At 69.0% G+C, this 26,478-nt stretch carries 30 protein-coding genes, 1 tRNA gene and 2 riboswitches; of the genes, 23 read left to right on the plus strand and 8 right to left on the minus strand.

Translation table 11 applies throughout. The features are described from left to right. Positions 1-93: 93 nt before the first annotated feature. The gene (locus AB0O76_RS00715) at positions 94-1,422 is read right to left on the minus strand and encodes a nicotinate phosphoribosyltransferase (RefSeq protein WP_365483425.1); all 1,329 of its coding nucleotides are present in this window, start codon (positions 1,420-1,422) and stop codon (positions 94-96) included. An 80-nt stretch (positions 1,423-1,502) separates the two neighbouring features. Here AB0O76_RS00715 and clpS point away from each other — a divergent pair, with 80 nt between their 5' ends. From clpS to AB0O76_RS00765, 10 genes are all read left to right on the plus strand, one after another. Next, positions 1,503-1,817, plus strand: a complete 315-nt coding sequence (gene clpS, locus AB0O76_RS00720; RefSeq protein WP_365483428.1) for an ATP-dependent Clp protease adapter ClpS — start codon at positions 1,503-1,505, stop codon at positions 1,815-1,817. Positions 1,818-1,856: 39 nt separating this feature from the next. Then, positions 1,857-2,453 carry a DUF2017 domain-containing protein gene (locus AB0O76_RS00725; protein ID WP_365483431.1) on the plus strand — a complete coding sequence of 199 codons (597 nt, stop codon included), beginning with the start codon at positions 1,857-1,859 and terminating at the stop codon, positions 2,451-2,453. A gap of 349 nt (positions 2,454-2,802) precedes the next feature. Further along, positions 2,803-4,275 (plus strand): amino acid permease, encoded by a 1,473-nt coding sequence (locus tag AB0O76_RS00730; RefSeq protein ID WP_365483434.1) that lies wholly within the window; start codon positions 2,803-2,805, stop codon positions 4,273-4,275. A gap of 89 nt (positions 4,276-4,364) precedes the next feature. Beyond that, positions 4,365-4,787, plus strand: coding sequence for a M67 family metallopeptidase (locus tag AB0O76_RS00735; RefSeq protein WP_365483437.1), 423 nt, complete (start codon positions 4,365-4,367; stop codon positions 4,785-4,787). Beyond that, a riboswitch (cobalamin riboswitch) is annotated at positions 4,760-4,908 on the plus strand. (Overlaps the previous gene by 28 nt.) Positions 4,909-4,951: 43 nt before the next feature. Next, positions 4,952-5,920 carry an ABC transporter substrate-binding protein gene (locus AB0O76_RS00740; protein WP_365483440.1) on the plus strand — a complete coding sequence of 323 codons (969 nt, stop codon included), beginning with the start codon at positions 4,952-4,954 and terminating at the stop codon, positions 5,918-5,920. A 74-nt stretch (positions 5,921-5,994) separates the two neighbouring features. Then, the gene (locus AB0O76_RS00745; RefSeq protein ID WP_365484398.1) at positions 5,995-7,002 is read left to right on the plus strand and encodes an iron ABC transporter permease; all 1,008 of its coding nucleotides are present in this window, start codon (positions 5,995-5,997) and stop codon (positions 7,000-7,002) included. After that, complete coding sequence (locus AB0O76_RS00750) at positions 6,999-7,775, plus strand: ABC transporter ATP-binding protein (RefSeq protein ID WP_365483443.1); 777 nt, start codon at positions 6,999-7,001, stop codon at positions 7,773-7,775. The genes AB0O76_RS00745 and AB0O76_RS00750 overlap by 4 nt, the downstream gene beginning before the upstream one ends. Before the next feature lie 69 nt (positions 7,776-7,844). Beyond that, positions 7,845-7,946, plus strand: coding sequence for a putative leader peptide (locus AB0O76_RS00755; RefSeq protein WP_323178622.1), 102 nt, complete (start codon positions 7,845-7,847; stop codon positions 7,944-7,946). Positions 7,947-8,091: 145 nt separating this feature from the next. Further along, positions 8,092-8,370: a MoaD/ThiS family protein gene (locus AB0O76_RS00760; RefSeq protein ID WP_365483447.1), complete on the plus strand. Its 279-nt coding sequence runs from the start codon at positions 8,092-8,094 to the stop codon at positions 8,368-8,370. Positions 8,371-8,376: 6 nt separating this feature from the next. Then, positions 8,377-9,330, plus strand: coding sequence for a cysteine synthase (locus AB0O76_RS00765; protein ID WP_365483450.1), 954 nt, complete (start codon positions 8,377-8,379; stop codon positions 9,328-9,330). Between the two features lie 86 nt (positions 9,331-9,416). Here the strand turns inward: AB0O76_RS00765 and AB0O76_RS00770 are convergent, their stop codons facing one another. Then, positions 9,417-9,878: a type II toxin-antitoxin system PemK/MazF family toxin gene (locus tag AB0O76_RS00770; protein WP_365483453.1), complete on the minus strand. Its 462-nt coding sequence runs from the start codon at positions 9,876-9,878 to the stop codon at positions 9,417-9,419. 441 nt (positions 9,879-10,319) lie between these two features. Between AB0O76_RS00770 and AB0O76_RS00775 the strand changes: the two genes are divergently transcribed. Continuing rightward, the gene (locus AB0O76_RS00775; RefSeq protein WP_365483455.1) at positions 10,320-11,072 is read left to right on the plus strand and encodes an MBL fold metallo-hydrolase; all 753 of its coding nucleotides are present in this window, start codon (positions 10,320-10,322) and stop codon (positions 11,070-11,072) included. A 79-nt stretch (positions 11,073-11,151) separates the two neighbouring features. Here the strand turns inward: AB0O76_RS00775 and AB0O76_RS00780 are convergent, their stop codons facing one another. Together AB0O76_RS00780 and AB0O76_RS00785 are read right to left on the minus strand one after the other, a co-directional pair. Next, a complete protein-coding gene (locus AB0O76_RS00780) occupies positions 11,152-12,429 on the minus strand; it encodes a PTS transporter subunit EIIC (RefSeq protein ID WP_365483458.1) in 1,278 nt (425 codons plus the stop codon). Positions 12,430-12,675: 246 nt separating this feature from the next. Further along, entirely contained in the window at positions 12,676-13,962 is a 1,287-nt protein-coding gene (locus tag AB0O76_RS00785; RefSeq protein ID WP_365483461.1) for a PTS transporter subunit EIIC, read from the minus strand. Positions 13,963-14,184: 222 nt separating this feature from the next. On the opposite strand from AB0O76_RS00785, the gene AB0O76_RS00790 reads away from it, so the two are divergent. The 5 genes from AB0O76_RS00790 to rdgB all read left to right on the plus strand — a co-directional run bounded on the left by AB0O76_RS00790 (position 14,185) and on the right by rdgB (position 16,985). Next, positions 14,185-14,418, plus strand: coding sequence for a glucose PTS transporter subunit EIIB (locus AB0O76_RS00790; RefSeq protein WP_160505264.1), 234 nt, complete (start codon positions 14,185-14,187; stop codon positions 14,416-14,418). 116 nt (positions 14,419-14,534) lie between these two features. Next, positions 14,535-15,284, plus strand: coding sequence for a ribonuclease PH (gene rph, locus AB0O76_RS00795; RefSeq protein ID WP_365483464.1), 750 nt, complete (start codon positions 14,535-14,537; stop codon positions 15,282-15,284). 129 nt (positions 15,285-15,413) lie between these two features. Then, complete coding sequence (locus AB0O76_RS00800; RefSeq protein WP_365483467.1) at positions 15,414-15,806, plus strand: hypothetical protein; 393 nt, start codon at positions 15,414-15,416, stop codon at positions 15,804-15,806. A 149-nt stretch (positions 15,807-15,955) separates the two neighbouring features. Beyond that, positions 15,956-16,351 carry a hypothetical protein gene (locus AB0O76_RS00805; protein WP_365483470.1) on the plus strand — a complete coding sequence of 132 codons (396 nt, stop codon included), beginning with the start codon at positions 15,956-15,958 and terminating at the stop codon, positions 16,349-16,351. A gap of 28 nt (positions 16,352-16,379) precedes the next feature. After that, a complete protein-coding gene (gene rdgB / locus AB0O76_RS00810) occupies positions 16,380-16,985 on the plus strand; it encodes an RdgB/HAM1 family non-canonical purine NTP pyrophosphatase (protein WP_365483473.1) in 606 nt (201 codons plus the stop codon). A 57-nt stretch (positions 16,986-17,042) separates the two neighbouring features. Here rdgB and AB0O76_RS00815 read toward each other — a convergent pair. Both AB0O76_RS00815 and bcp read right to left on the minus strand, forming a co-directional pair. Further along, positions 17,043-17,126, minus strand: a tRNA-Leu gene (locus tag AB0O76_RS00815). A gap of 61 nt (positions 17,127-17,187) precedes the next feature. Next, positions 17,188-17,655, minus strand: a complete 468-nt coding sequence (bcp, locus tag AB0O76_RS00820; RefSeq protein ID WP_360766165.1) for a thioredoxin-dependent thiol peroxidase — start codon at positions 17,653-17,655, stop codon at positions 17,188-17,190. A gap of 158 nt (positions 17,656-17,813) precedes the next feature. Here bcp and AB0O76_RS00825 point away from each other — a divergent pair, with 158 nt between their 5' ends. The 3 genes from AB0O76_RS00825 (at position 17,814) to AB0O76_RS00835 (ending at position 19,035) form a co-directional block, all read left to right on the plus strand. Continuing rightward, positions 17,814-18,143: a DUF3618 domain-containing protein gene (locus AB0O76_RS00825; protein WP_365483477.1), complete on the plus strand. Its 330-nt coding sequence runs from the start codon at positions 17,814-17,816 to the stop codon at positions 18,141-18,143. Between the two features lie 97 nt (positions 18,144-18,240). Further along, positions 18,241-18,543, plus strand: a complete 303-nt coding sequence (locus AB0O76_RS00830) for a co-chaperone GroES (protein WP_365484401.1) — start codon at positions 18,241-18,243, stop codon at positions 18,541-18,543. A gap of 52 nt (positions 18,544-18,595) precedes the next feature. Continuing rightward, positions 18,596-18,667: riboswitch (guanidine-III (ykkC-III) riboswitch) on the plus strand. Positions 18,668-18,714: 47 nt separating this feature from the next. Then, the gene (locus AB0O76_RS00835; RefSeq protein WP_160505255.1) at positions 18,715-19,035 is read left to right on the plus strand and encodes an SMR family transporter; all 321 of its coding nucleotides are present in this window, start codon (positions 18,715-18,717) and stop codon (positions 19,033-19,035) included. Positions 19,036-19,039: 4 nt separating this feature from the next. On the opposite strand, the gene AB0O76_RS00840 is transcribed toward AB0O76_RS00835, so the two are convergent. Beyond that, entirely contained in the window at positions 19,040-21,484 is a 2,445-nt protein-coding gene (locus AB0O76_RS00840; RefSeq protein ID WP_365483480.1) for a transglycosylase domain-containing protein, read from the minus strand. A gap of 186 nt (positions 21,485-21,670) precedes the next feature. Between AB0O76_RS00840 and AB0O76_RS00845 the strand changes: the two genes are divergently transcribed. Genes AB0O76_RS00845 through AB0O76_RS00860 form a run of 4 tightly spaced genes read left to right on the plus strand, consistent with a single transcriptional unit; the run spans position 21,671 to position 25,052 of the window. Then, the gene (locus AB0O76_RS00845; protein WP_365483483.1) at positions 21,671-22,492 is read left to right on the plus strand and encodes an ABC-2 family transporter protein; all 822 of its coding nucleotides are present in this window, start codon (positions 21,671-21,673) and stop codon (positions 22,490-22,492) included. A 49-nt stretch (positions 22,493-22,541) separates the two neighbouring features. After that, positions 22,542-23,306, plus strand: a complete 765-nt coding sequence (locus AB0O76_RS00850; RefSeq protein ID WP_365484404.1) for an ABC transporter permease — start codon at positions 22,542-22,544, stop codon at positions 23,304-23,306. 6 nt (positions 23,307-23,312) lie between these two features. Next, positions 23,313-24,278, plus strand: a complete 966-nt coding sequence (locus tag AB0O76_RS00855) for an ABC transporter ATP-binding protein (RefSeq protein WP_365483486.1) — start codon at positions 23,313-23,315, stop codon at positions 24,276-24,278. Between the two features lie 33 nt (positions 24,279-24,311). Further along, the gene (locus AB0O76_RS00860) at positions 24,312-25,052 is read left to right on the plus strand and encodes a DUF1707 domain-containing protein (RefSeq protein ID WP_365483489.1); all 741 of its coding nucleotides are present in this window, start codon (positions 24,312-24,314) and stop codon (positions 25,050-25,052) included. Between the two features lie 74 nt (positions 25,053-25,126). Here AB0O76_RS00860 and AB0O76_RS00865 read toward each other — a convergent pair whose 3' ends face one another. Beyond that, a complete protein-coding gene (locus tag AB0O76_RS00865; RefSeq protein ID WP_365483492.1) occupies positions 25,127-26,449 on the minus strand; it encodes an SGNH/GDSL hydrolase family protein in 1,323 nt (440 codons plus the stop codon). Positions 26,450-26,478: the final 29 nt, after the last annotated feature.

Here is a 26,478-nt window from a genome sequence, read left to right on the forward strand (position 1 = left end):
TCGGCCGGATGAACCGAGCGTAGAGACTTCACGTGCGTTGCGGGAGGGGGCGTTCGGCTGCCCCGGCGTGCGGGCAACCGGCCGCCCCCGGCGTCAGACGTACTCCGTCGGAATCACCGCCTCGCCCTTCGACAGCTGCGTGGCCGAGAGCGGAAGCCGGGCCCGTGCCGCCGCGTGCCGGTCGCGGACCGTGTCGAGCGGTTCGCGCGCCACCACCTCACCGCCCTTGATCAGCTCGACGAGCAGCTCGTGATCGGCGAGCTCCACCGGCACCGGTCCCGTGCCGACCACCTCGGCCTCGGCGACCCCGTGCTCGTCGGGCCGCCGGGCGGCCCACTTGCGGCCGCCGATGGACGTCTTGCCGCCGAGCGACTTCTTGGCGACCGGCTCCAGCTGCGCCTTCGGGTCGGCCGAGTGCGCGCGGGCCACCAGCTTGTAGACCATCGAGCAGGTGGGGTGCCCGGACCCGGTGACCAGTTGGGTGCCCACGCCGTACGCGTCGACGGGCGCCGCGGCCAGCGATGCGATGGCGTACTCGTCGAGGTCGGACGTCACGACTATCTTCGTCTTCGTCGCGCCGAGCTCGTCGAGCTGCTGTCGCACCCGGTGTGCGACCAGGAGCAGGTCGCCGGAGTCGATGCGCACGGCGCCGAGCTCGGGCCCGGCGACCTCGACGGCCGTGCGGACGGCCTCGGGCACGTCGTACGTGTCGACCAGGAGCGTCGTGCCGGGGCCGAGCGAGGCGACCTGGGCGCGGAAGGCGTCCCGTTCGTTGTCGTGCAGGAGGGTGAAGGCGTGCGCGGACGTGCCGACCGTGGGGATGTCGTAGCGGAAGCCCGCCGCCAGGTCGGACGTGGTGGTGAAGCCGCCCACATACGCGGCGCGCGATGCGGCGACGGCCGCCAGTTCGTGGGTGCGCCGCGCGCCCATCTCGATCAGCGGGCGCTCGCCGGCGGCGGATGCCATCCGGGATGCGGCGGCCGCGATGGCCGAGTCGTGGTTGAGGATGGAGAGGATCACCGTCTCCAGGAGCACGCACTCCGCGAAGGAGCCCTCGACGCGCAGGATCGGCGAGCCCGGGAAGTAGACCTCGCCCTCCGGATAGCCCCAGATGTCACCGCGGAAGCGGTACGAGGCGAGCCACTGCAGGGTCTCCTCGTCGACGACGCGGCGCTCGCGCAGGAAGCCGATGACGTCGGCGTCGAAGCGGAAGTTCTCCACGGCGTCCAGGACCCGCCCGGTGCCGGCCACCACTCCGTAGCGCCGTCCCTCGGGCAGTCTGCGCGTGAAGACCTCGAAGACGGAGCGCCGGTCGGCGGTGCCCGCCTTCAGCGCTGCCTGCAGCATCGTCAGCTCGTAGTGATCGGTGAAGAGAGCCGTCGACGGAACATCCACCGGCAGCCCAAGGTCCGCTGTGTTCATACGACGGATGCTACCCCTGATCTCGTCACTCTGACGATTTCGGGGAGCCGTTTGTGCGTGGCCCCCCTGTGGGTGGCAGCATGGGAAAAGTGAGTACGGCTCCCGCAGAGATCACCCGCCCGGAATCGGCCGAGGAGACGTTCGCCGTCCCCGAGCCGGACGTCCCCTGGATCACGCTCGTTCACAACGACCCGGTCAACCTGATGAGCTACGTGACGTACGTGTTCCAGACGTACTTCGGGTACTCGAAGGACAAGGCCACGAAGCTGATGATGGATGTGCACCACAAGGGCCGAGCCGTCGTCTCCACCGGCACGCGCGAAGAGATGGAGCGCGACGTCCAGGCCATGCACGGGTACGGGCTGTGGGCCACCCTTCAGCAGGACCGCAAGTAGCAGGCCGTTAGCAGTGGACCGGAAGCAGCGACGCATCTGATGCCAGGACAATTCGAAGCGATCCCCGGGGGCGGCGCCGCCGTCGCGCTCGACGAGGTCGAGATCTCGATCATCCGCTCCCTCGCCGTCCAGCTCCTGGAGCTGATCGGCCCGGGCCCGGCCGATGACGCGGCCGACGACCCGCTCGCCGAGCTGTTCGCGGAGGGTCCCAGCGAGCCGCCGACCGACCCGGTGCTCCAGCGTCTCCTTCCCGACGCGTACGGCGGACCGGGCAGCGAGAAGGTCGATGAGGACGAACTGCGGGCGTACTCCGCGGAGTTCAGGCGCTTCACCGAGAACGACCTGCGGGCCAAGAAGCGGGACGACGCGCTCGTCGTGATCCGCTGCCTGGACTCCATGACGGCGGCCGGTGACGGCGGCGCCGTCCTCAAGCTGTCGGCGGAGGAGTCCCGGCACTGGCTCGGCGCCCTCAACGACCTCCGGCTCGCGATCGGCGCCCGCCTCGACGTCATTGACGAGGAGGACACGGACCTCCTCTATCAGCTGCCGGACTCGGATCCGCGTAAACCGATGGTGATGGCTTATCTGTGGCTGGGCGGTCTGCAGGAGACGCTGGTCGGCACGTTGATCGTGTAGTGGAACGGCTCACTCGGGCCGGAAATCGATGTAGGCGGCACCTGTAACAGGTGTTCGCTCAGCGGGACCTCAAATCCGGATAACGATCGCGTCACTTCAATGCCCCCGTATGACGCCGCGGGGGAATTTTGTCCGCTTCTTCCAGTGGTGTGTGCCACACGTGGCTGAGTCGATCACTGTTGCGACCGTGATAAATCTTCACGACCACTCGGTGACGCCACCCATGTCACCGATGGCGCTCGGGCCGGCAGACCGCCGGTAGCACTCCATCCATATCCGGGGGGATCAGGACCTGATCCGTGGCCATACGCGACTGCGGGCACGGATCAGCGTGGAGAAAGGCGTCACCATGACCTCAGTGCAGGTCGAAGAGCATCACGACGGCAATGGGGCCGATCAGGCCAGTGGCTCGTCCGGTTCGTCCGGCGAGGGCTATCAGCGCGGGCTAGGGGCCCGCCAGATCCAGATGATCGCGATCGGCGGTGCCATCGGCACCGGCCTGTTCCTCGGCGCGGGCAAGGCCATTCACAAGGCCGGCCCCAGCCTCATCCTGGCGTACGCCATCGCCGGCCTCGTCATCTTCTTCATCATGCGGGCCCTGGGCGAGCTGCTCATGTACCGCGCCGTCTCGGGCTCCTTCTCGGAGTACGCGCGCGAGTTCATCGGCCCGTTCTTCGGATACGTGACCGGCTGGACGTACTGGCTCTTCTGGGTCGTCACCGGCATCACGGAAGTCACAGCGGCCGCTCAATACATGCAGTTCTGGACGCATGGCAGCATCCCGCAATGGGCGTACGCGCTGATCTTCACGGTCATCCTGTACGGCGCCAACCTGATCTCCGTGAAGCTCTTCGGTGAGCTCGAGTTCTGGTTCTCGATGGTCAAGGTCACCGCGATCATCGGCATGATCCTCATCTGCGCCGGCATCCTCACCATCGGCTTCTCCGACGCCGGCGACACAGCCTCCGTGAGCCACCTGTGGGACCAGGGCGGGTTCTTCCCGAACGGCATCGGCTCCACGCTGATGACCCTGCAGATCGTGATGTTCGCCTTCCTCGCCGTCGAGCTGGTCGGCGTCACCGCGGGCGAGTCCAAGGACCCGAAGACCGTCCTGCCCAAGGCCATCAACACCGTGCCGTGGCGCATCGCCGTCTTCTACGTCGGCGCGCTGATCATGATCCTGTCGGTCGTCCCGTGGACCACCTTCAAGCCGGGCGTCTCGCCGTTCGTGAAGGCCTTCGAGGAGATGGGTCTCGGCATCGGTGCCGCCATCGTCAACTTCGTCGTCCTGACGGCCGCGCTCTCCTCCTGCAACTCCGGCATGTACTCCACCGGCCGCATGCTGCGTGACCTCGCCCTCAACGGGCAGGGCCCGAAGTTCTTCACCAAGCTGACGAAGAACGGCCTGCCGCTGGTCGGCACCACCTTCTCCGCGGCCCTGATGCTGGTCGGCGTCTGGATCAACTACCAGTGGCCGGGCGAGGCGTTCAACTACGTCGTCTCCTTCGCCACCATCTCCGGCATGTGGGCCTGGATCATGATCCTGGTCTGTCAGATCAAGTACCGCCGCAAGGCCGACCGCGGCGAGCTGCCGCAGTCCACCTTCCGGGCTCCGGGAGCGCCGTACACGAGCTGGTTCGCGCTGCTCTTCATCGGCATGGTGATCGTGATGATGGGCATCGACAAGGACGCGCGCATCTCGCTCTACGCCGCCCCGGTGTGGGCGCTCATCCTGGGCGTCGGCTACCTGGTCATGGAGAAGCGCAAGGCGCAGTCGACGGGTGGCGGCGACGCCGAGCCGCAGGACGCGATCAAGTCCTGACTCCCGCCTGATCCCTGCTGATCCCAGCATGTGGGCCGATCCGTACCATCCCTCGGTACGGATCGGCCCCTCTGCTTATCCTGGCTCCCATGCTGATCCTGACCCAGGCCCTCCACGACCAGATCGTCGCGCACGCGCGCAAGGACCACCCCGACGAGGCGTGCGGCGTGGTCGCGGGCCCGGAGGGCACCGGCCGCCCCGAGCGCTTCATCCCGATGCTGAACGCGGCCCGCTCGCCCACGTTCTACGAGTTCGACTCGACGGACCTCCTCAAGCTCTACCGCGAGATGGACGACCGCGACGAGGAGCCGGTGATCGTCTACCACTCGCACACGGCGACCGAGGCGTACCCCTCGCGCACCGACATCACGTACGCGAACGAGCCCGGCGCGCACTACGTCCTGGTCTCCACTGCGGACACCGACGGCGCGGGCGACTTCCAGTTCCGCTCCTACCGGATCGTGGACGGCGAGGTCACCGAGGAAGAGGTCAAGGTCGTCCAGGCATACTGAGCCCCACCTTTGAGGCGGCAGGACCCAGGAAGCCGGTGCGAATCCGGCACGGTCCCGCCACTGTGACCCCACCCTGCGCGGGTGGGGCAGTCAGGAACTGACCTGCCGCCCTCTCCCACGGATGCAGGGGACGCGGAATCCCCTGGAGGAGGCACAGCTCAGCCATGTCCCGACCTCTGCGCGTACTCATGGCCGGCGCCCTGCTGGCCCCGCTCGTCGCCGCGTGCTCGTCCCCGGCGGACGAGGAATCCGGGAAGGGGAGCGGCCCGAAAGCGGCCGGATTCCCGTACACGGTCACCAACTGCGGCGTGAAGACGACGTACCAGGCACCCCCGAAGCGCGCCGTGACCATGAACCAGCACGCGACGGAAGTGATGCTGGAGCTCGGCCTTGCGGACCGCATGGCGGGCACGGCCTACCTGGACGACAAGGTCCTCCCGTCGTACGCGAAGGCGTACGCGTCCGTCCCGGTCCTCGCGAAGGAGTACCCCTCCTACGAGAAGCTGCTCGCCGCCAACCCCGACTTCGTGTACGGGGGTTACCCGAGCGCCTTCCTCGCGGGCGAGGGCCGCAGCCGCGCGGCGCTCGCGAAGTCCGGTATCAAGACCCGCCTCGACGTGGAGGGCTGCGCAAAGCGCCCGGTGACCATGAAGGACGTCTTCCGGGAGGTCCGCGAGGCCGGCTCCACCTTCGGGGTACGGGCACGGGCGGACCGCTGGGTGAGCGGCGCCGAGCGCCAACTTGCCGAAACCGAGAAGCAGTTGAAGGACAGGAAGCCGCTCCCGGTCTTCGTGTACGACAGCGGTGACAAGACGGCCTTCACGGCGGGCGGCCGCGGCATCGGGAACGACATCATCAAGCGCGCGGGCGGCCGCAACGTCTTCGCGGACCTGGACAAGTCCTTCGGTGACGCGTCCTGGGAGTCGGTGGTGGACCGTAAGCCGGAGCTGATCCTGATCCTCGACTACGGCGGCACGACGGTCGCCCAGAAGAAGCGCCGATTGCTGGAGGATCCGCTCCTGGCGGACGTCCCGGCGATCAAGCACAAGCGGTTCGCGGTGCTGCCGCTGTCGGATGTGGTGACGGGGGTGCGGGCCCCGGATGCGGTGAAGAAGCTGGCGGACCAGCTGTGAGTCGCACTTCTCAGCCGGTCCCGGCGCTAGGAAGGGGCGGGGTCGGGGAAAGGAAACCGCCCTACCCAGCCGTCATCACCGGGCTCCTCATAGCCCTGGCGGCAGCGGCAACCGCAGGCCTGGCCCTGGGCTCGGTCCGCATCCCCGTGACCGACGTACTGGACATAGTCACCGGAAGGGCGGGCCCCTCTCCCTTCCGGACGATAGTGCTGGACGCCCGCCTGCCCAGGGTCCTGCTGGGCGCAGCCGTAGGCGCGGGCCTGGCAGTCATCGGCACAGTCCTCCAGGCCCTGGTCCGCAACCCCCTCGCGGACCCCTTCCTCCTGGGAGTCTCCTCCGGCGCATCCGCCGGAGCAGTCGCCGCCATAGTTCTCGGCAGCGCCCTCGGCGTCGGCGCGGGCCTGTCCATCACGGTCACCATCCCGGCCGCGTCCTTCGCGGGCGCACTCCTCTCCCTGCTCCTCGTCTACACCCTGGCCAGAAGCACCGGCGGCAGCTTCGCCAGCGGCCGCCTGATCCTGGCGGGCGTGGCCGTCTCGTACATCCTCTCCGCCCTGACCAGCCTGATCCTGGTCACCGCTGACAGCGCGGACCACCTTCAGGAGGTCCTGTACTGGACGCTCGGCGGCCTCGGCAGCGCCCGCTGGGACATGCTGGCCCTCCCCACCGGCGTACTGATCGTCGGCACGGCGCTCCTGCTCGCCCTCGCCCGCCCCCTGGACCTCCTCCTCGTCGGCGAGGAGGGCGCCACCGTCCTCGGCCTGGACACCGCCCGCTTCCGCGCCGCCGTCTTCGTCCTCGCCTCGCTCCTGACCGCCGTACTCGTCGCGTACAGCGGAGCCATCGGCTTCGTCGGCCTGATGGTGCCGCACGCCGCCCGGATGCTGGTCGGCGCATCGCACCGGGCGCTGTTGCCGGTCGCGGCGCTCGCGGGCGCGGTGTTCCTGGTCGCCGCCGACCTCGCCGCGCGCACGGTCGCCGCGCCGCAGGACATCCCGGTGGGGGTGCTCACCGCGCTCACCGGCGGCCCGTTCTTCCTGTGGCTGCTGCGCAGCAGCCGTGGCAGGGAGGCGGCCGTATGACCGCCCTGAGCACCGAGAACCTCTCCTGCCGGGCGCCCGGCGGCCGCCTCCTCGTCGACGCCGTCACCCTGCACGCCTCCGACGGCGAGACCGTCGGCATCGTGGGCCCCAACGGCAGCGGCAAGACGACGCTCCTGCGCTGTGTGTACGGCACCCTCACGCCCACCGGCGGCCGCGTCCTCCTGGACGGCGACGACCTGGCGGCGCAGTCCGCCAAGGCCCGCGCCCGCCGCATCGCCACGGTCCCGCAGGACGGCCACGGCGGCTTCGAGCTCACCGTCCGGCAGATCGTCGCGATGGGCCGCTCCCCGCACAAACGCTTCTGGGAGGCCGACACCGCCGAGGACGAGCGTCTTGCCCGGGCGGCCATGGGGCGGGTCGGCGCGGCGAGCCTCGCGCACCGCACCTTCGCCGGGCTCTCCGGCGGCGAGCGTCAACGCGCCCTGGTGGCAAGGGCGTTGGTGCAGCAGCCCGCCGTACTGATCCTCGACGAGCCGACCAACCACCTGGACATCCGCTACCAGCTGGAGATCCTCGGCCTGGTCCGCTCGCTCGGCACCACCAACCTGCTCGCCCTGCACGACCTGAATCTCGCTGCGTACTACTGCGATCGTCTGTACGTTCTCGACGGCGGCCGCCTCGTCGCGTCAGGACCGCCGAAGGAGGTCCTGACCAGCGAGCTCCTGGCCGAGGTGTACGGGGTGACGGCAGAGGTCTCGGTACACCCCGCGACCGGGGCGCCGACGGTCACCTATCTCCCGCCATCCACGTGATGGACGTAATCCGTCCAGCATGCGAGATCACATTCCAGAACCCGGACCGGGAATCGATACGATGACCGCATGGTTCCCCACGACGTGAGCGACAAGATGCCGGGCATGCTGCTCGTTGCGCGTCTGCACGTCGATCTGTGCAGGCTCTCAAGCGCGATCTGTCCACGCTGACCGCTGCCGCCGTACGGCCGTGAGCCGCGGCGCCACCACCGCGTCCTGCCCTTGCACCACGCATTACGCATCAAGCACCACGCACCCGCACGACCGGGCCGCCGCGCGCCCACCACGTGACTTCTCCCGACAGGAGCCCTCAGCCATGGCCATCGAGGTCCGCATCCCGACCATCCTCCGCACCTACACCGACGGCGAGAAGGCCGTCCAGGGCAGTGGGGACACCCTCGCCGAGCTCTTCGCCGACCTCGACTCGCGGCACGCGGGCATCGCCGAGCGCATCGTCGAAGGCGACAAGCTGCGCCGCTTCGTGAACGTGTACCTGAACGACGAGGACGTCCGCTTCCTGGACGGCATCACCACCAAGCTCACCGACGGCGACAACGTCACGATCCTCCCGGCCGTGGCCGGCGGCATGGTCTGATCCCGGATGCCTCGCTACGACTCCCCGCTGGCGGCCGTGGGCAACACGCCCCTGGTCCGTCTGCCGCGCCTGTCCCCATCGGACGACGTCCGCATCTGGGCGAAGCTGGAGGACCGGAACCCGACCGGTTCCATCAAGGACCGTCCGGCGCTGCACATGGTCGAACAGGCGGAGAAGGACGGGCGGTTGACGCCCGGCTGCACGATCCTGGAGCCGACGTCCGGCAACACCGGCATCTCGCTCGCGATGGCGGCCAAGCTCAAGGGCTACCGCATCGTGTGTGTCATGCCGGAGAACACCTCGCAGGAGCGGCGTGACCTCCTCGCCATGTGGGGCGCGGAGATCATCTCCTCCCCGGCGGCGGGCGGCTCCAACACCGCCGTCCGTGTCGCCAAGGAGCTGGCGGCCGAGCACCCCGACTGGGTGATGCTCTACCAGTACGGGAACCCGGACAACGCGGGCGCGCACTACGCGACGACCGGCCCGGAGATCCTCGCGGACCTGCCCTCCGTCACGCACTTCGTGGCGGGGCTCGGCACGACGGGCACGCTGATGGGCGTCGGCCGTTTCCTGCGCGAGCAGAAGCCGGACATCAAGATCGTCGCGGCGGAGCCCCGCTACGACGACCTCGTGTACGGCCTGCGGAACCTGGACGAGGGCTTCGTCCCCGAGCTGTACGACGCGTCCGTCCTGACCAGCCGGTTCTCCGTCGGCTCGGCGGACGCCGTGACGCGCACGCGGGAGCTGCTCCAGCAGGAGGGCATCTTCGCGGGCGTCTCCACCGGGGCCGCGCTGCACGCCGCGATCGGCGTGGGCAAGAAGGCGGTGGCGGCGGGCGAGTCCGCCGACATCGTCTTCGTCGTGGCCGACGGCGGCTGGAAGTACCTGTCGACGGGCGTCTACACGGCCCCGACGACGGAGGCGGCCATCGAGACTCTGCAGGGGCAACTCTGGGCGTAGGGGTCTCTGAGACTCCCCACCAACGCCGGGACTCCCCACAAACGCCGGACGGGCTGGATCTTCCAGCCGGTCCGGCGTTGTGCGTCCTACCCCGCCAGGTAGCGAACTTGATCCCACAGCGCCGGGTCCACAATCCCCGCCCGCCTCCGGAACTCCCACACCGGCACGTCCCGCAACTCGTCCGTCTCCAGGAAACTGGGCCGGCCGTGCGCGTCCCCGACGGAGCCGGGTGGCAGCGGAATCACCCCGGCCCGCTCGTCGTGGTACTTGCTGGTGATCTTCGCGACGACCGCGCTTTCGCCCCGCACGGACAGCACGAGACAGGGCCGGTCCTTGCCCCCGGGCCCGTCCTCGTACGGCACCTTCGCCCACCAGATCTCCGCGGGCTTGGGCGCGGGCAGCCTGCGCCGCGGCCCGCGTGGCCGGCCCGGCGGCCGGGTGGTCCGCCCGCGAGGGCCGCGGCTGCCGCGACCCCGGCCGTCCACCACCGCGGCGACCACGGCGAGCACCACCACAGCGGCGAGCGCGAGCCACCATGACGTATCCATACCGCTGACGGTACCGGCGCGCACCCTCTCCCGCGCTCGGCTGCCTACGGGGCCGCCGGGATCAGGGAGTTGTGAAGCGGGATTCGTGCGGTCCGGGATCACCCGGTCGGCGACAGCTCTTGCGTTCCGATGCCAAATCCGCAGATAAGCGGCAGCGAGCGCAGCTGAGCCGCCCTGCGCCGTCCGGTGTAACGCGGCGTGCTGTGCCCTGGACGTGCCCCCGGGCCTGACCTCGAACAACTGGACCCCGGATGGCAGCCGAACCGGTGACAGCGCAGGTGAGTTCCCCCACAACGGCCCGCGACGGAGGAGCGACCGGCCCTTTTGCGCCTTACGCTCGACGGATCGCAGAACTCCTCGAAGAGCCTCTGGCAGGTTCCTTCGCGAGCCCCCGCTAGGCCCCCGCACAACCCCCGTTTCGCCCCCGGAGGTTCCAGCTCCATGAAGCTCACCGTCGTCGGCTGCTCGGGGTCGTTTCCGTCCGCGGACTCGGCCTGCTCGAGCTACCTCGTCGAGGCCGACGGCTTCCGGCTGCTGCTCGACATGGGCAATGGCGCCCTGGGCGAGCTGCAGCGCCATGTCGGTCTCTACGACCTCGACGCGATCTTCCTCAGCCATCTGCACGCCGACCACTGCATCGACATGTGCGCCTATTTCGTGGCGCGCTACTACCGGCACGACGGCGGCCGCTGCGACCCCATCCCGGTCTACGGACCGGAGGGCACGGAACAGCGCCTGACCACCGCGTACGCCGACACCCCCTCCGCCTCCTCCATGAGCGAGGTCTTCGACTTCCACACGGTCAAGCCGGCCACCTTCGAGATCGGGCCCTTCACCATCCGTACGGAGAAGGTGCGGCACCCCGTGGAGGCGTACGGCATCCGTGTCGAGCACGGCGGCAGGTCCCTCACGTACTCGGGGGACACCGGTGCGTGCGACGCGCTCGACGAACTCGCCGCGGACACCGATCTGTTCCTCTGCGAGGCGGCGTTCACGCACGGCAAGGAGAGCATCCCCGACCTGCACCTCAACGGCCGCGAGGCCGGCGAGTCAGCACGGCGGGCGGGTGCGCGGCGGCTCGTGCTCACCCACATCCCGCCGTGGACGGACCCGCAGGTGAACCTGGCGGACGCCCGCGCGGTGTACGGGGGTCCTGCGGAGATCGCGGTGCCGGGTCGGTCGTACGAGGTCTAGGTCCCGCAGAACATGACGAAGCCCCTCGCCGTTGGGGTCAACGGCGAGGGGCTTCGTCATGTCATGCCCAGTGGCGGAGCTACTTCGACTCGGCCTTCAGGAGCTCGGCGAGCTCCTCGTCGGACTCGCGGCCCGGCGTCGGAAGGTTCCACTTGGTGATCGCGAAGCGGAAGACCACGTAGTAGACCGCCGCGAAGCAGAGGCCGACAAGGGCCAGGCCCCATGGGTTGCTCGCGATGCCGAGGTTGAGGAAGAAGTCGACCGCTCCCGCCGAGAAGCCGAAGCCGTCCTTCATGCCGAGCGCCCAGGTCAGGGCCATGGAGACACCGGTGAGCACCGCGTGGATCGCGTACAGGACCGGCGCGATGAACATGAAGGTGAACTCGATCGGCTCGGTCACACCGGTCACGAACGCGGTGAGCGCGAGCGAGAACATCATGCCGCCGACGACCTTGCGGCGCTCGGGACGGGCGCAGTGCACGATCGCGAGGCAGGCCGCGGGGAGGGCGAACATCATGATCGGGAAGAAGCCGGTCATGAACTGGCCCGCGGTCGGGTCGTGGTGCAGGAAGCGCGCGATGTCACCGTGGTAGTCCACGCCGCCGTCGTTGTACGTGCCGGCCTGGAACCAGGGGAAGGAGTTCAGCAGGTGGTGCATGCCGATCGGGATCAGTGCACGGTTGGCGACACCGAAGACGCCGGCGCCGACGGAGCCCGAACCGACCAGCCACTCACTGAAGTTGTGGATGCCCGTGCCGAGTACCGGCCAGATCAGGCCGAAGACGATACCCGCGAGTAGGCCCGCGAAGGCCGACAGGATCGGGACGAGGCGGCGGCCGCCGAAGAAGCCGGCCCAGTCGGGCAGCTTGGTCCGGTAGAACTTCTGGTACAGCAGGGCAACGATGACGCCCATGACGACGCCGCCGAGCACACCGGCGTTGACCGGTGCCTCGTTCATGACGATCTTGCCGTCGACGACGGAGGCGACCTTCGGCAGGTTCTTGTCCGTGAAGGTGGCGAGCACCTTCTGGAAGACCAGGTAGCCGGTCACGGCCGCGAGGGCCGTCGAGCCGTCCGACTTCTTCGCGAAGCCGATCGCGATGCCGACACAGAACAGCAGCGGCATGTTGTCGAGCAGCGCGCCACCGCCCGCCGCCATATAGCCGGCGAGCTTGTTGATGAAGGTCGGGAACGACTCCTTGCCGAGCATGTCGTCCTGGCCGAAACGGACCAGGAGGGCTGCGGCGGGCAGCACGGCGACCGGCAGCATCAGGCTGCGGCCGATGCGCTGCATGACAGCCATCGCGCCGGCGCCCTTCTTCTTCTCGGCCGCGGGAGCGGAACTGGCCGTGGACACAACTTCCTCCAGTGGGCAAGGCGCCGCCTGGGACAGGGAAGTGGGGGACGGCGGCGTCTCCGGGGGCCGCGGCGGGACGGCCGCGTGGTCTACACCATTAAGTGGTGTAGACCTGTTGTAGCACGGTGAAGGTGACGTAAGGAACCCACGAGTTTTGTGGGGTCGGCCATAACGCGAAATGAACGGCAAAAGACCCCCGGATCGTGGATCCGGGGGCCTTCCTAAGGGCTGGCGAGCGGCGGGCGGTCAGGCCTTGGTGACGTCCTCGACCTCCTCCTCGGGCTCGCGGCCCGGGGTCGTCAGATCGAACTTGGTGATCGCGAAGCGGAAGACGACGTAGTACACGAGCGCGAAGCACAATCCGATCGGAATGATCAGCCATGGCTTGGTGGCAAGGCCCCAGTTGATCACGTAGTCGATGAGGCCCGCGGAGAAGCTGAAGCCGTCCTTGACGCCCAGGCCCCAGGTCACCGCCATCGAGACGCCGGTGAGGACCGCGTGCACCACGTACAGGAGGGGCGCGATGAAGACGAAGGAGTACTCGATCGGCTCGGTGATGCCCGTGACGAACGAGGTCAGCGCCAGCGAGACCATCATGCCGCCGACCACCTCGCGCCGCTCGGGCCGTGCGCAGTGGTACATCGCGAGGCAGGCCGCGGGGAGGGCGAACATCATGATCGGGAAGAAGCCGGTCGTGTAGATGCCGGCGCTCGGGTCCCCGTTGAGGAACATGTTGATGTCGCCGTGCACCGTGGTGCCGTCCGGCTTGGTGTACGAGCCGAACTGGAACCACAGCGGGACGTTCAGGAACTGGTGCAGGCCGATCACGAGCAGCGCGCGGTTGGCGACACCGAAGATGCCCGAACCCCAGGCACCCAGACCCTCAAGCCAGTCGGAGAAGCTCTCCAGGCCGTCACCGACCGGCGGCCAGATCCACAGGCACAGCACCGCGAAGACGATGCCGATGAACGCCATGATGATCGGGACGAGCCGGCGGCCGTTGAAGAAGCCGAGCCAGGAGACCAGCTTGGTGCGGTGGAAGCGGACCCAGAAGAAGGCCGCAAGGAGGCCCATGATGATGCCGCCGAAGACGCCCGGGTTCTGGTAAGCGAAGGCGGTGACGGTCCCGTCCGTGACCTGACAGCCCGTCGCGACCGCCTTCGCCCCGCCCGGGCAGTCCACCGGGAACTGGTGCAGCACCCCCCGGTAGACGAGGAAGCCGGCCACCGCCGCGAGCGCCGTCGAGCCGTCCGCCTTCTTGGCCATGCCGATCGCGACGCCGATGCAGAACAGCAGCGGCAGACCCAGGTCGGCGTCGAGCAGGGCGCCGCCCGCGCCGGCGAAGACCTTGGCGACGTCGGTCCAGCCGAGCCCGTCGTCGCCGAAGACGTCGGGCTGCCCGAGGCGGTTGACGATGCCCGCGGCAGGGAGCACGGCGATGGGCAGCTGCAGGCTGCGCCCCATCTTCTGGAGCCCCTGGAAGAAGTTGCTCCAAGGGCTCGGCCGGGGTGCTGCGGCAGCGTTCGCACTCATGGGCGTCCTCCCGGAGCGAGCCAGGTTTGGCGGTCGTGGAAAACTGGTGTAGACCAGTTGCGGAACGGGTGGGGGCGCCGTCCCGAGAGGGGCGACACCTTGATCGTCATCATTGGTCACGAGTGCCGTATCCGCCCGCGAAGATGCTCCAACCGTGCGTTACCGTGACAAAGCGGACCTACGGTGTGGTGAGGCCGCGTCCTTAAGAACAGGGAGAACACCATGGCCAGCAAGGCTGAGAAGATCGTTGCCGGGCTCGGCGGCATCGACAACATCGAAGAGGTCGAGGGTTGCATCACCCGCCTCCGCACGGAGGTCAACGACCCGAGCCTGGTCGACGACGCCGCCCTGAAGGCCGCAGGCGCCCACGGCGTCGTCAAGATGGGCACCGCGATCCAGGTCGTCATCGGCACGGACGCCGACCCGATCGCCGCGGACATCGAAGACATGATGTGAGCAGCTGACATCGAAGACACGATGTGAGCGACTGAACTCACCGCCGAGGGGCCCTTCCCCACCACGACCCGACCACGGGGAAGGGCCCCTCAGCTATGTCCGGATAGGCTCAACCCATGTCCTCACAGCCCCGCATCGACGGCCGCACCCCCGAACAGCTCCGCCCCATCACCATCGAACGCGGCTGGAGCAAGCACGCCGAGGGCTCCGTCCTCATCTCCTTCGGCGACACCAAGGTCTTCTGCACCGCCTCCGTCACCGAAGGCGTGCCGCGCTGGCGCAAGGGCAGCGGCGAGGGCTGGGTCACCGCCGAGTACTCGATGCTGCCGCGCTCCACCAACACCCGCGGCGACCGCGAATCCGTACGCGGCAAGATCGGCGGCCGCACCCACGAGATCAGCCGCCTCATCGGCCGGTCCCTGCGCGCCGTCATCGACTACAAGGCGCTCGGCGAGAACACCATCGTCCTGGACTGCGACGTCCTCCAGGCCGACGGAGGAACCCGCACCGCCGCCATCACCGGCGCGTACGTCGCCCTCGCCGACGCCGTCGCCTGGGCCCAGGGCAAGAAGCTCATCAAGCACGGCCGCAAGCCCCTCACCGGCACCGTCTCCGCCGTCTCCGTCGGCATCGTCGGCGGCGTACCGCTCCTCGACCTCTGCTACGAGGAAGACGTCAAGGCCGACACCGACATGAACGTCGTCTGCACCGGCGACGGCCGCTTCGTCGAGGTCCAGGGCACCGCCGAGGCCGAGCCGTTCGACCGCAAGGAACTCAACGCGCTGCTCGACCTGGCCGTCGGCGGCTGCGACGAACTCGCCGCCCTCCAGCGCCAGGCACTGGAAGCGACGCTCCGGAACGGCTGAATCGCGCTGTCCGCGCCGCCGGTTGACGGCTGCCGGTCAACCGTCCGATCCCCGACGGCGTTGTCACGGATACGACGGGCGCGCGGGCCAGGCCGCGCGCTCACCCGTGTCCCGGGGAGGGCTTCACCCATGGTCGCGCGTCACCGCCGTCTCGCCGTCGCCACCGTCACGACCCTGCTCGTCGTCCCAGGAGCGCTCGGACTCGCCGCCTGCGAGCCGGGCGACGCCGTGGACTGCGTCCGCGCGGCCGACGCGGTCTCCGACGGCGCCGACGCCCTGCGCAAGGCCGCCCAAGAGGCGGCCCTCTACCCGGAGAAGGCCGACGAGTCCTTCGGCAACATCAAGTCGGACCTCGACGAGATCCGCGACAAGAACGACGACCAGGACGTCCGCGACGCCGTCGACGAGATGAAGAAGGCCGTGGACAACGTCGAGGAAGCGGTCGACGACGGCGACAAGACCCCGGACCTCGGCCCCGTCGTGAGCGCGGGCCGCAAGGTCACCGAAGTCTGCACCCCGTAAGGTCACCCGTGGGCCCTAAGCGATCAAGTAGATGCACGGCTCACCGACCAGCTGAAGCAACCAACCAGCCCCTGAGGGGCGTTCTTACGAGTACGGGCGCGCGGGCCAAGCCGTGCGCCCGTCCGCACCCCCTGGGGAGGGACCGAACCATGGCCGCGCGCCACCGACGTATCGCCACCGCCGTCACCGCCGTCCTGATCGCCGTGCCGGCAGGCATCGGCCTTGTCGGCTGCGACGCCGTCAACAAGGCGCTCGACTGCGTCCAGACCGCCGACTCCATCGCCGACAGCGTCGACGACCTGAAGACGGCCGTCGAGGGCGCGGCCAACGACCCGACACAGGCCGACAAGGCGCTCGACGACATCGGCAAGAACCTCGACGAGATCGGCGACAAGACCGACGACGCCGACGTGAACAAGGCCGTCGACGACGTCGACAAGGCCGTCGACAACGTCCGCCAGGCCATCAAGGACGGCGACGCGACACCGGACGTCGGTCCGGTGGTGGACGCGGCCGGCGAACTGACGAAGGTCTGCACGCCGTAGCGGAAGGCGGGCGCGGATACTGATCCCCATGACCCGCCTCATCCTCGCCACCCGCAACACCGGCAAGATCACGGAACTCAGGTCGATCCTCGCCGACGCAGGTCTGCCTCACGACCTCGTCGGCGCGGACGCCTACCCCGAGATCCCCGACATCAGGGAAACCGGCGTGACTTTCGCCGAGAACGCCCTGCTGAAGGCTCACGCGCTCGCCCGCGCCACCGGCCTTCCCGCCGTCGCCGACGACTCCGGCCTCTGCGTCGACGTACTCGGCGGCGCCCCCGGCATCTTCTCCGCCCGCTGGGCGGGCAAACACGGCGACGACCGCGCGAACCTGGAGCTGTTGCTGGCCCAACTCGGCGACATCGACGCCGACACCCACCGCACCGCCCACTTCGCCTGCGCCGCGGCCCTCGCCCTGCCGGACGGCCGCGAGCGAGTGGTGGAGGGACAGCTGCGGGGAGTCCTGCGCCACGCCCCGTCCGGCACGAACGGCTTCGGCTACGACCCGATCCTCCAGCCGGAGGGCGAGACGCGCACGTGCGCGGAGCTTTCCGCCGACGAAAAGAACGCGATCAGCCATCGGGGGAAGGCGTTTCGGGCGTTGGTGCCGGTGGTTCGGGAGCTGCTCGGCTGACCGGCCAGGACACGACGAAGGGCGCCCGTGGGAACGGGCGCCCTTCGTGAATGTCCGTGCGGCCGGAGGGACTCGAACCCTCACGGGAGTTACCCCACTGGGACCTAAACCCAGCGTGACTGCCAGTTCCACCACGGCCGCGTACGGCGCTCATGCTACCGGCGGGGCCGCGACGGCCGACAGCGACCGTCGGAGCGGGGTCTCAGACGCCGAGGTCCCTGATGATCTTGGCTACGTGGCCCGTCGCCTTCACGTTGTAGAAGGCGTGTTCCACCTTGCCCGCCTCGTCGACCACGATCGTCGAGCGGATCACGCCCGTCACCGTCTTGCCGTACAGCTTCTTCTCGCCGAAGGCGCCGTACTCCTCGAGGACGGACTTCGACGGGTCGCCCACCAGCGTCACCTTGAGGTTTTCCTTCTCGCGGAACTTGGCCAGCTTCTCCGGCTTGTCGGGGGAGACACCGATGACGTCGTAGCCCGCCGCCGCAAGGACGTCGAGGTTGTCCGTGAAGTCGCAGGCCTGCTTGGTGCAGCCGGGCGTGAGGGCGGCCGGGTAGAAGTAGACGATGACCTTGCGGCCCTTGTGGGCGGCGAGGGAGACGTCCTTGCCGTCGGCGTCGGGCAGGGTGAAGGCGGGGGCTGTGTCGCCGGGCTGCAGTCGCTCGCTCATCTTCGGTCTCCTCGCACGGGGTGTTCGTAAGAAATGTGTGGTGGTGGAGTCGAGCGTAATAGGGGTGCCGTGGGGTGCGGTGCGCATGGAGCTGACAGACTGTCGGGGATACGTATCAGCAGGAACAGACAGCCGGACACGACCACGGAGGCAGCGCGGTGTCGGACACGTCGGATATCAGGACCCCGGCGCAGATCGAGGCGGACATCAAGCGCCGCCGCGAGACGCTCGCCGAGACGCTCGACGAGATCGGGGTGCGGGTCCACCCGAAGACGATCGTCGGGGATGCCAAGGCCAAGGTTGTGGCGAGTGTGGACAACTCCCTCGGGCGGGTGTACGTCGGGGCGAATCGGATCATCTCCGATGTGAAGGGCCAGCTCGTCCGCGAGGACGGGGCGCCGCGCCTTGAGCGCATCGTGCCGGTGGCGCTGGTGGCCGTGGGGCTCGTGGGGCTGATGACAGTGTCCTCGCGGCGTCGCAAGGGCTGACCCGGGATCGTACGGGCGTGCCCGCGGCAGGTAGGTTCGGGGCGTGAGCGCCAACAGCAAGGGACGCGGTTCCCACGACGACAAGCTGCCCATCCGGATGCTGCACGACCGTGTGCTCGTGCGGCAGGACACCGCCGATGGCGAGCGCAAGTCGGGCGGCGGCATCCTGATCCCCGCGACCGCCGCCGTCGGCAGGCGTCTGGCCTGGGCGGAGGTGGTCGCCGTCGGGCAGAACGTGCGGGCGGTCGAGCCGGGGGACCGGGTTCTGTACGACCCCGAGGACCGGGCCGAGGTCGAGGTGCGGGGCGTGGCGTACGTGCTGATGCGCGAGCGCGATCTGCATGCCGTGGCCGCCGATCGGTTCGAGGGGTCCGAGGACTCGACCGGCCTGTATCTGTAGGACGCCCAGGGCTTGAGCAAGGGGCTGGTGACCATCCTCACCAGCCCCTTCTGCGTGTCCTTTGCTACCTTTGAGGGAACCCGACGAGACGCGCCGTACCGGGATTCCGCAAAGACGACGCACCCCCAAAGAAGAACGCGTTCCCGCGTTCCTGTTGCCGGAGGTGCCGTCGTGGCCTGGGTTCTGTTGATCGTCGCCGGTCTGCTCGAAGTGGGCTGGTCGATCGGGATGAAGTTCACCGAGGGGTTCACCCGGCTCTGGCCGAGCGTGTTCACCGGACTCGGGATCGTCGCGAGCATGATGCTCCTGTCGCACGCCGCCAAGACGCTGCCCATCGGTACGGCGTACGGCGTGTGGGTCGGCATCGGTGCCGCCGGTGCGGCGGTGGTCGGGATGATGGTGCTCGGTGAGCCGGCGACCGCCGCCCGGATCTTCTTCGTTGTTCTGTTGTTGGTCGCTGTGGTGGGTCTGAAGGCGACCTCGGGGCACTAGGGGATCACTCGGGCCGGCTTCTGGTCGTCGAGCCGTCCGTCAGGCCGCCCAGGGCGCCTCCGTCGGCCTCGCCGCCGTCCGCGGCGCCTCCGTCGGTCTGGCCGCCCTGGGCCGCGCCGCCGTCCGTCTGGCCGCCGTCGACCGCCCCGCCGTCCGTGGCGCCGCCGTCGGTGGCGCCACCGTCTGTCTGGCCCTGGGTCTGTCCCTGGTCCTGGCCCTGCGTCTGCCCTTGGTCCTGGCCTTGGGTCTGGCCTTGCGTCTGCCCTTGGTCCTGCCCCTGCGTCTGGCCCTGGTCCTGACCGGGGGTCTCCTCCCCGCCCGTGGTCGCCCCGCCGGTGATCGGGTCCTCGCCGATGTCCGTCGGGTCCGGGATCACCGGTAGGTCGGCGCCTTCCGCCAGCTGCAGGTCGAAGTCCTGCACGGGCTCGCCCGCCAGGGCGTCCTTGGTGAACTGCGCCCAGATCTGCGCCGGATAGGCGCCGCCGTTGATGCGGGGCTGGCCGAGCGCCCCGTACAGCGGGGTGTGCGCGCCCGTTTCCGGGTCCTGGCCCATCACGGCGACCACCGTGGCGAGTTCGGGGGTGTAGCCCGCGAACCAGGCCGCCTTGTCCTCCTCGGCGGTTCCGGTCTTGCCCGCGGCGGGGCGGCCCGCGGCCTGTGCGGCCGTGCCGGTGCCGCCGTCGACGACGCTCTGCAGGACGGACGTGGTGGTGTCGGCGGCCTCGCGGCTCACCGCCTGCTCGGTGTCCTGCTCCGGCAGTTCGACTTCCTGGCCGTCCTTGGTGACCTCCTCGACCATCGTGTACGTGCCGTGCCTGCCGTGGTTGGCGAGCGTCGCGTACGCCTCCGTCATGTCGAGGACGGAGGCCGTGGACGGGCCGAGCGCGATGGAGGGGGACGCGGTCAGGTCGGGGGTGGACTCGGGGATGCCGAGGGCGACGGCCGTGTCCTTGACCTTGTCCGAGCCGACGTCGACGGCCATCTGTGCGTAGACCGAGTTGACGGACTTGTCGGTGGCCTCGCGGACGGTGATGTTGCCGTAGTCGACGTTGTCCTCGTTCTCGGGGGCGTACGTCCCGCCGTCCCAGCCCTCTACGGGGCGCTGGTCGGTGCCGTCGTAGATGGTGTTCGGGGTGATGGTGCGGCCGTCCTGGGTGACCGAGCCGTTCTCCACGGCCGAGGTGAAGACGAACGGCTTGAAGGTGGAGCCCACTTGGTAGTCGCGGCGGGTGGCGTTGTTGACGTACTGCTTCGTGTAGTCGATGCCGCCGTACATCGCGACGACCTTGCCGGTGTCGGGGTCGATGGACGCGCCGCCCGCGCGGACGTTCCTGTCGATCTTGCGGGCGTCCTTGTCGACCTTGGACATCACCTGGTCGTCGACGGCTTTCTTGAAGGCGTCCTGGCGGTCCTTCTGGAGCGTGGTGGTGATGCGGTAGCCGCCCTTGGCGAGGGTGTCCTCGTCGACGATCTTGTTGGTCGTCAGATAGTCCTCGACGGCCTGTACGAGGTAGCCCCGCTGCCCGGAGAGGCCGGACGCGCCTTTGGCTTCCTTGGGCTTCGGGAACTTCACGTTCGCCCGGTCGGCCGCGCTGAGCCAGCCCTCCTTGACCATGCCGTCCAGGACGTAGTTCCAGCGGCCCTCGGCAAGCGCCTTGTTCTCGGGGTGCGTCGCGACGTCGTACGCGTTGGGGGAGTTGAGGAGCGTCGCCAGGTAGGCGCCCTGCGCGGTGTTCAGGTCGTCGACGTCCTTGCCGAAGTACGCCTGGGCGGCGGCCTGCACGCCGTACGCGTTGCGCCCGAAGTAGCTGGTGTTGAGATAGCCGGCCAGGATGTCGTCCTTGCTCACCTCGCGGTCCAGCTTGATCGAGATGAAGAACTCCTTCACCTTGCGGGTGACGGTCTGCTCCTGGCCCAGGTAGTAGTTCTTGACGAACTGCTGGGTGATCGTGGAGCCGGACTGTTTGCCCTTGCCGGTGACGGTGTTCCAGGCCGCGCGGATCATCGCCTTCGGGTCGATGGCGGACTCGCTGTAGAAGTCCCGGTCCTCGGCGGCCAGCGCGGCGTGCTGGACCTTCTTGGGGATCTGGCTGAGGGGGACGTTCTCGCGGTTGACCTCGCCGTCGCGGGCGAGTTGGGTGCCGTCGGCGTACAGATAGACGTTGCTCTGCGCGGTCGCCGCCGCGTTGGCCGGGGGGATGTCGACGATGAGATAGCCCGCGACGAAGCCGCCGACGCACAGCAGGATGATCAGGATGAAGCCGCCGAGGACCATGCGCCAGGTGGGGAAGATCCGCCGCCAGCCCTTGCGCTTGGGGCGCTTGGGCTTCTTGCCCTTCTTGCCCTTGGCGTCCTGCGTGTCCGGGGCGGCCGGGTCTTCCACCGGTTCGCGGGGCGCCCAGCCCTTGGGCCCTTCGGCACCCTGCTGCTGCGGCTCGTCGCTGCTCATGTCTGGTGGAACTCCCGGTTCGCGTCGTACGTCACGTACGCCTCGTACGACCCATTGCACACTGTCACTTCGCGCGTTCCGCGCCAGGCACGCGCCGGGCGTGGAAATTGCCTGGCACGGGCCACATCGACCGCACTAGGCTCCGACCCTTTGGCCCGGAACAGGGCAAGGCTCTCTCTAAAGGGGATGCGTGTGCGTACAGGACGGTTCCGCTTGTACGCGGCCGTCGCCCGGGGAGGCTTCAGGCGGTACGCTACCTACCGGATCGCGACCCTGGCCGGGGTCTTCACGAATACCGTCTTCGGGCTGATCCTCGCCTACACCTACATCGCCCTTTGGGATGAACGGCCGGGGCTCGGCGGCTACGACCAGGCGCAGGCCCTGACGTACGTGTGGCTGGGGCAGGCGATGCTCACGGTGATGGCGTTGATGGGCGGCGGTTTCGAGGGCGAGTTGATCGAGCGGATCCGCACCGGGGACATCGCGATCGATCTGTACCGGCCCGCCGACCTGCAGGCCTGGTGGCTTGCGAGCGATCTGGGCCGGGCGCTGTACCAGCTGCTCGGGCGCGGTGTCGTGCCGATGGTGGTCGGCGCGCTCGTCTTCGATCTGGTGCTGCCCACGGACGTGCTGACCTGGGTGGCGTTCCTGGTGGCCGTCGCGCTCGGCATGGTGGTCAGCTTCGCGATCCGGTTCCTGGTGGCGCTCTCCGCGTTCTGGCTGATGGACGGTTCCGGAGCGGCACAGCTTGCGATGCTCGCGGGCACGTTCTTCTCCGGGATGGTGCTCCCGCTGAACGTCTTCCCGGGCGCCCTCGGCGAGTTCGCCCGCGCGCTGCCCTGGTCGGCGCTGCTCCAGGTGCCCGCCGATGTGTTCCTCGGCAAGCACACCGGCCTTGGCCTCCTTGCGGCGTACGCCTTCCAGATCGGCTGGGCGGTGGCGCTGCTCACCGCGGGGCGGCTGCTCCAGGCTGTCGCCACGCGCCGGGTGGTGGTCCAGGGTGGCTGACGTGCGGCAGGTGCGGGAGGGCCTTCGTGCCTATCGGCTGATCTCGGCCATGTGGATCCGCTCCCTGATGGCCTACCGCCTGTCCTTCGCGATGACCGCCCTTGGCAACTTCGCGGTGACCGCGTTCGACTTCGTGGCGATCCTGCTGATGTTCTCCCAGGTGGACCGGCTCGGCGGCTACTCGCTTGCCGAGATCGCCTTCCTGTACGGCGTCTCGTGCACCGCGTTCGGCTTCGCGGATCTTGCCATGGGCTCCATGGACCGGCTCGGCAGGCGGGTGCGCGACGGCACGCTCGACACGCTCCTGGTCCGGCCCGCGCCGATGATCGCGCAGGTCGCCGCCGACCGCTTCGGGCTGCACCGGATCGGACGGGTCACGCAGGGGGCGCTCGTCCTCGGCTACGCGCTCGTGGTCCTGGACGTCGGCTGGACCCCGCTGAAGGTGCTGATGGTCCCGCTGATGCTGGTCTGCGGCGCGGTCATCTTCGGGTCCGTCTTCGTGGCGGGCGGTGCCTTCCAGTTCGTGGCGCAGGACGCGTCCCAGGTGCAGAACGCCTTCACTTACGGCGGCACCACGCTGCTCCAGTACCCGCCGACCGTCTTCGCCAAGGACCTGGTGCGGGGCGTCACCTTCGTCCTGCCGCTGGCCTTCGTCAACTGGCTGCCCGCGCTGTACGTCCTTGGCCGGCCCTACCCGCTCGACCTGCCGACGTGGGTGGCGTTCGCGCCGCCGCTGGTCGCCGCCGCCTGTATCGCCCTCGCCGGTCTGGCCTGGCGCGCCGGTCTTCGCTCGTACCGCAGCACAGGGAGCTGAACTGCCTTGGAACCAGACCTCATTGAGCTCGACGGCGTGGAGAAGGTCTTCGACGTACGCAAGAAGACCGGATTCCTGAAGCGGGAGCGGCGCGAGGTGCGGGCCGTCGACGGGATCTCGTTCACCGTGCCGCGCGGTGAGATGGTCGGCTACATCGGGCCGAACGGCGCGGGCAAGTCGACGACGATCAAGATGCTGACGGGGATTCTCACGCCGAGCGGGGGGCGATTGCGGGTCGCGGGCATCGATCCTTCGCGGGAGCGGACGAAGCTCGCCCGCCGTATCGGCGTCGTCTTCGGCCAGCGCACGACGCTCTGGTGGGACCTGCCGCTGATCGACTCGTACCGGCTGATGCACCGGATGTACCGGATCCCGGACGGCCGATTCAAGGAGAACCTCGACCGGTGCGTCGAACTCCTCGAACTGGGCGCGCTGTTGGACGTCCCCGTGCGGCAGCTCTCGCTCGGGCAGCGGATGCGCGGCGACATCGCGGCGGCTCTCCTTCACGATCCGGAGGTCCTGTACCTGGACGAGCCGACGATCGGCCTCGATGTGATCAGCAAGGCCAAGGTCCGGGGATTTCTACGGGACTTGAACGCCGAGGCGGGCACGACCGTCCTGCTCACCACGCACGACCTGACCGACATCGAGCAGCTCTGCAAGCGCGTGATGGTCATCGATCACGGGCGTCTGATGTACGACGGTGCCCTCGCGGGGCTGCACGAGGTAGGGGAGAGCGAGCGCACCCTGGTCGTGGACCTGGAGCGTGAACTCCCGCCCATCGAGGTCGATTCGGCGCGGGTGGTGAAGGTGGAGGGGCCGCGCCAGTGGCTCGCCTTCCCGGCGGCGGAGTCGGCGGCTCCGCTTGTCGCGCGGATCGCGGCCGAGTATCCGATGGCCGATCTCTCGGTCAGGGAGCCCGACATCGAGGCGGTCATCGCCAAGATGTACGCGGAGAAGGCGACCTCATAGGCTGCACTTCATGAGTCTCGTAGGCTGCTCTTCATGAGTGAAGAACTCCCCGAACTCCGGGCATCCGACGCCGACCGCGAGCGGGTCGCCGAACAACTCCGGGACGCGATGGCCGAGGGCCGCCTCGACATGACGGAGTTCGAGGAGCGCCTCGACGCGACGTACAAGGCCCGTACATACGGCGAGTTGGCGCCCATCACCCGCGATCTCCCCTCGCACCCCGGGCGGGTGTCCATGGTGAAGCGGCCGGTGAGCGACGACCCCGACGCCATCGACTGGGCCGAGCGGATGGGCGGCGAGGCCACGTCGACCGGAGCCTTCGCCTTCTGGAGCGGCTTCACCCGCAAGGGCGGCTGGACGGTCGGGCGGACGTTCACCGCGTTCGCGATGTGGGGCGGCGGCGAGATCGACCTGCGCGAGGCGCGGTTCGCGACGCGGGACGTCGAGATCCGCTGCTACACGATCATGGGCGGCCTGCAGGTCGTCGTGCCGCCGGAGATGAACGTCGTCGTCAAGGGCTTCGGCATCATGGGCGGCTTCGACGACAAGGCGACGGGCGTGGGCACCCCCGACTCCCCGCGCGTGGTCGTCAAGGGCTTCGCTCTGATGGGCGGCGTCGGCGTGGACCGCAAGGTGCGCAGGCAGGAGAAGCTGCGGCTCAAGGAAGAGAAGCTGCGCATGAAGGAGCGGCGGCGGCGCGAGCGCCTGGAGCGCCGCGACGAGTGGCGGGAGATGCACGAGCGCAGGCGCCGGGAGCGCCGAGAGCTGGAGTGAGCGTGGGCCGGGGGCTCACGGGCCCCCGGCAGGCACGCCAGGCACGCCAGGCACGCCAGGCACGCCAGGCACGCCTACAGCTCGGCGGCCGCGGATCCCCTCAGATGCGCCAGGTTGAACGTCTCGGCCATCTTGCGGTAGCCGGCGTCGCTGGGGTGCAGATGATCGCCCGAGTCGTACTGGCCCTGCAGCTTGCGGGGGTCGTACGGATCCCGCAGGGCCTTGTCGAAGTCGACGAACTCGTCGAAGACGTTGCCCTCCCGGATCTCCTTGTTCACCGCCTGCCGCACGTCCTCGAGCTCCGTCTCGTACCCCCGGTGCCCGCCGAACGGCATGAGCGTGGCCCCGACGACCCGCAGGCCGCGGGTGTGCGCCTGCCGGGTGAGTTCGCGCAGGCCCTCGACGATCCGGTCGGGGTCGTTCTGGTGCGGGTTGCGGAGGATGTCGTTGACGCCGAGCGCGATCACGACGGCCTTGACACCCGTTCGGTTCAGCACGTCCCGGTCGAAGCGCGATAGGCCGCTCGGGTTGTCGGCGGGGGTGCCGTTGCCGTCCGAGAGGATGCGGTTGCCACTGATGCCCTCGTTCACGACGCCGTAGCGCGGGGCGCCCGACTCGTCGCGCAGCCGGTCGGCGAGCGCGTCGGTCCAGCGGGCGTTGGCGCCCACGGTCGAGGAGATGCCGTCGGTGAGCGAGTCACCGAAGACGACGACGGTGCCGTCCGACTCGTTGCTCAGGACGTCCACGGCCGACAGATAGCGCCACGAGGTGCTCTGCTGGGTGTACGCCTGCCCGTTCGGGTCCTCCGTGCGGTCGCCCTCGGCGACGAAGCTGACCTGGCGGGCGTGCGGGTGGAAGGTGACCGGTCCCGACGGGGTCGGCGAGAACGTCGTGACCAGCAGGTCCCCGTCGTGCGGCACCCGCAGCCGTACCGCGTCGCTCATCACCTGCTGCCCTGCGGGGATCACCACCGACGTGTTGCCGTTGAAGTTCAGGCGGCGCAGCGTGTCCGGCGCGGCTGCCGGGTTGTTCGACCCGGCGGCGATGGCGATCGAGGCGTGCGTGATGCTCAGCGGCTGGCGGCCGTACAGGTTCGACAGGGTGATGCGGGCGCTGTCGCCGCCGACGCTGGTGTGCACGACGTTACGGATCGTGCGGCCCGCGAAGCCGCGCTGATGCGTGTTCGGTTCGGCGGCCGCGGGGGACGCCGCCCAGGTGCCCACCCAGGTACCCGCGGAGGCCGGCGCCGCGGAGTTGCGCGGAGAGCGCGGACCCGCGCTGATGGTGTCCTGCGAACCGTCGTCGGTGCGTGACACACCGACGTATATGGCGGCAGAAATCACCACTATCACCGCGAGGACCGCGGCAAGCAGGGCATAACCGTGACGCTTGGTCATGCGGGCTGTGTCTCCTCGAGCAGGGGGAG

The sequence above is a fragment of the Streptomyces sp. NPDC086554 genome (assembly GCF_040686095.1).
GTDB lineage: Bacteria > Actinomycetota > Actinomycetes > Streptomycetales > Streptomycetaceae > Streptomyces.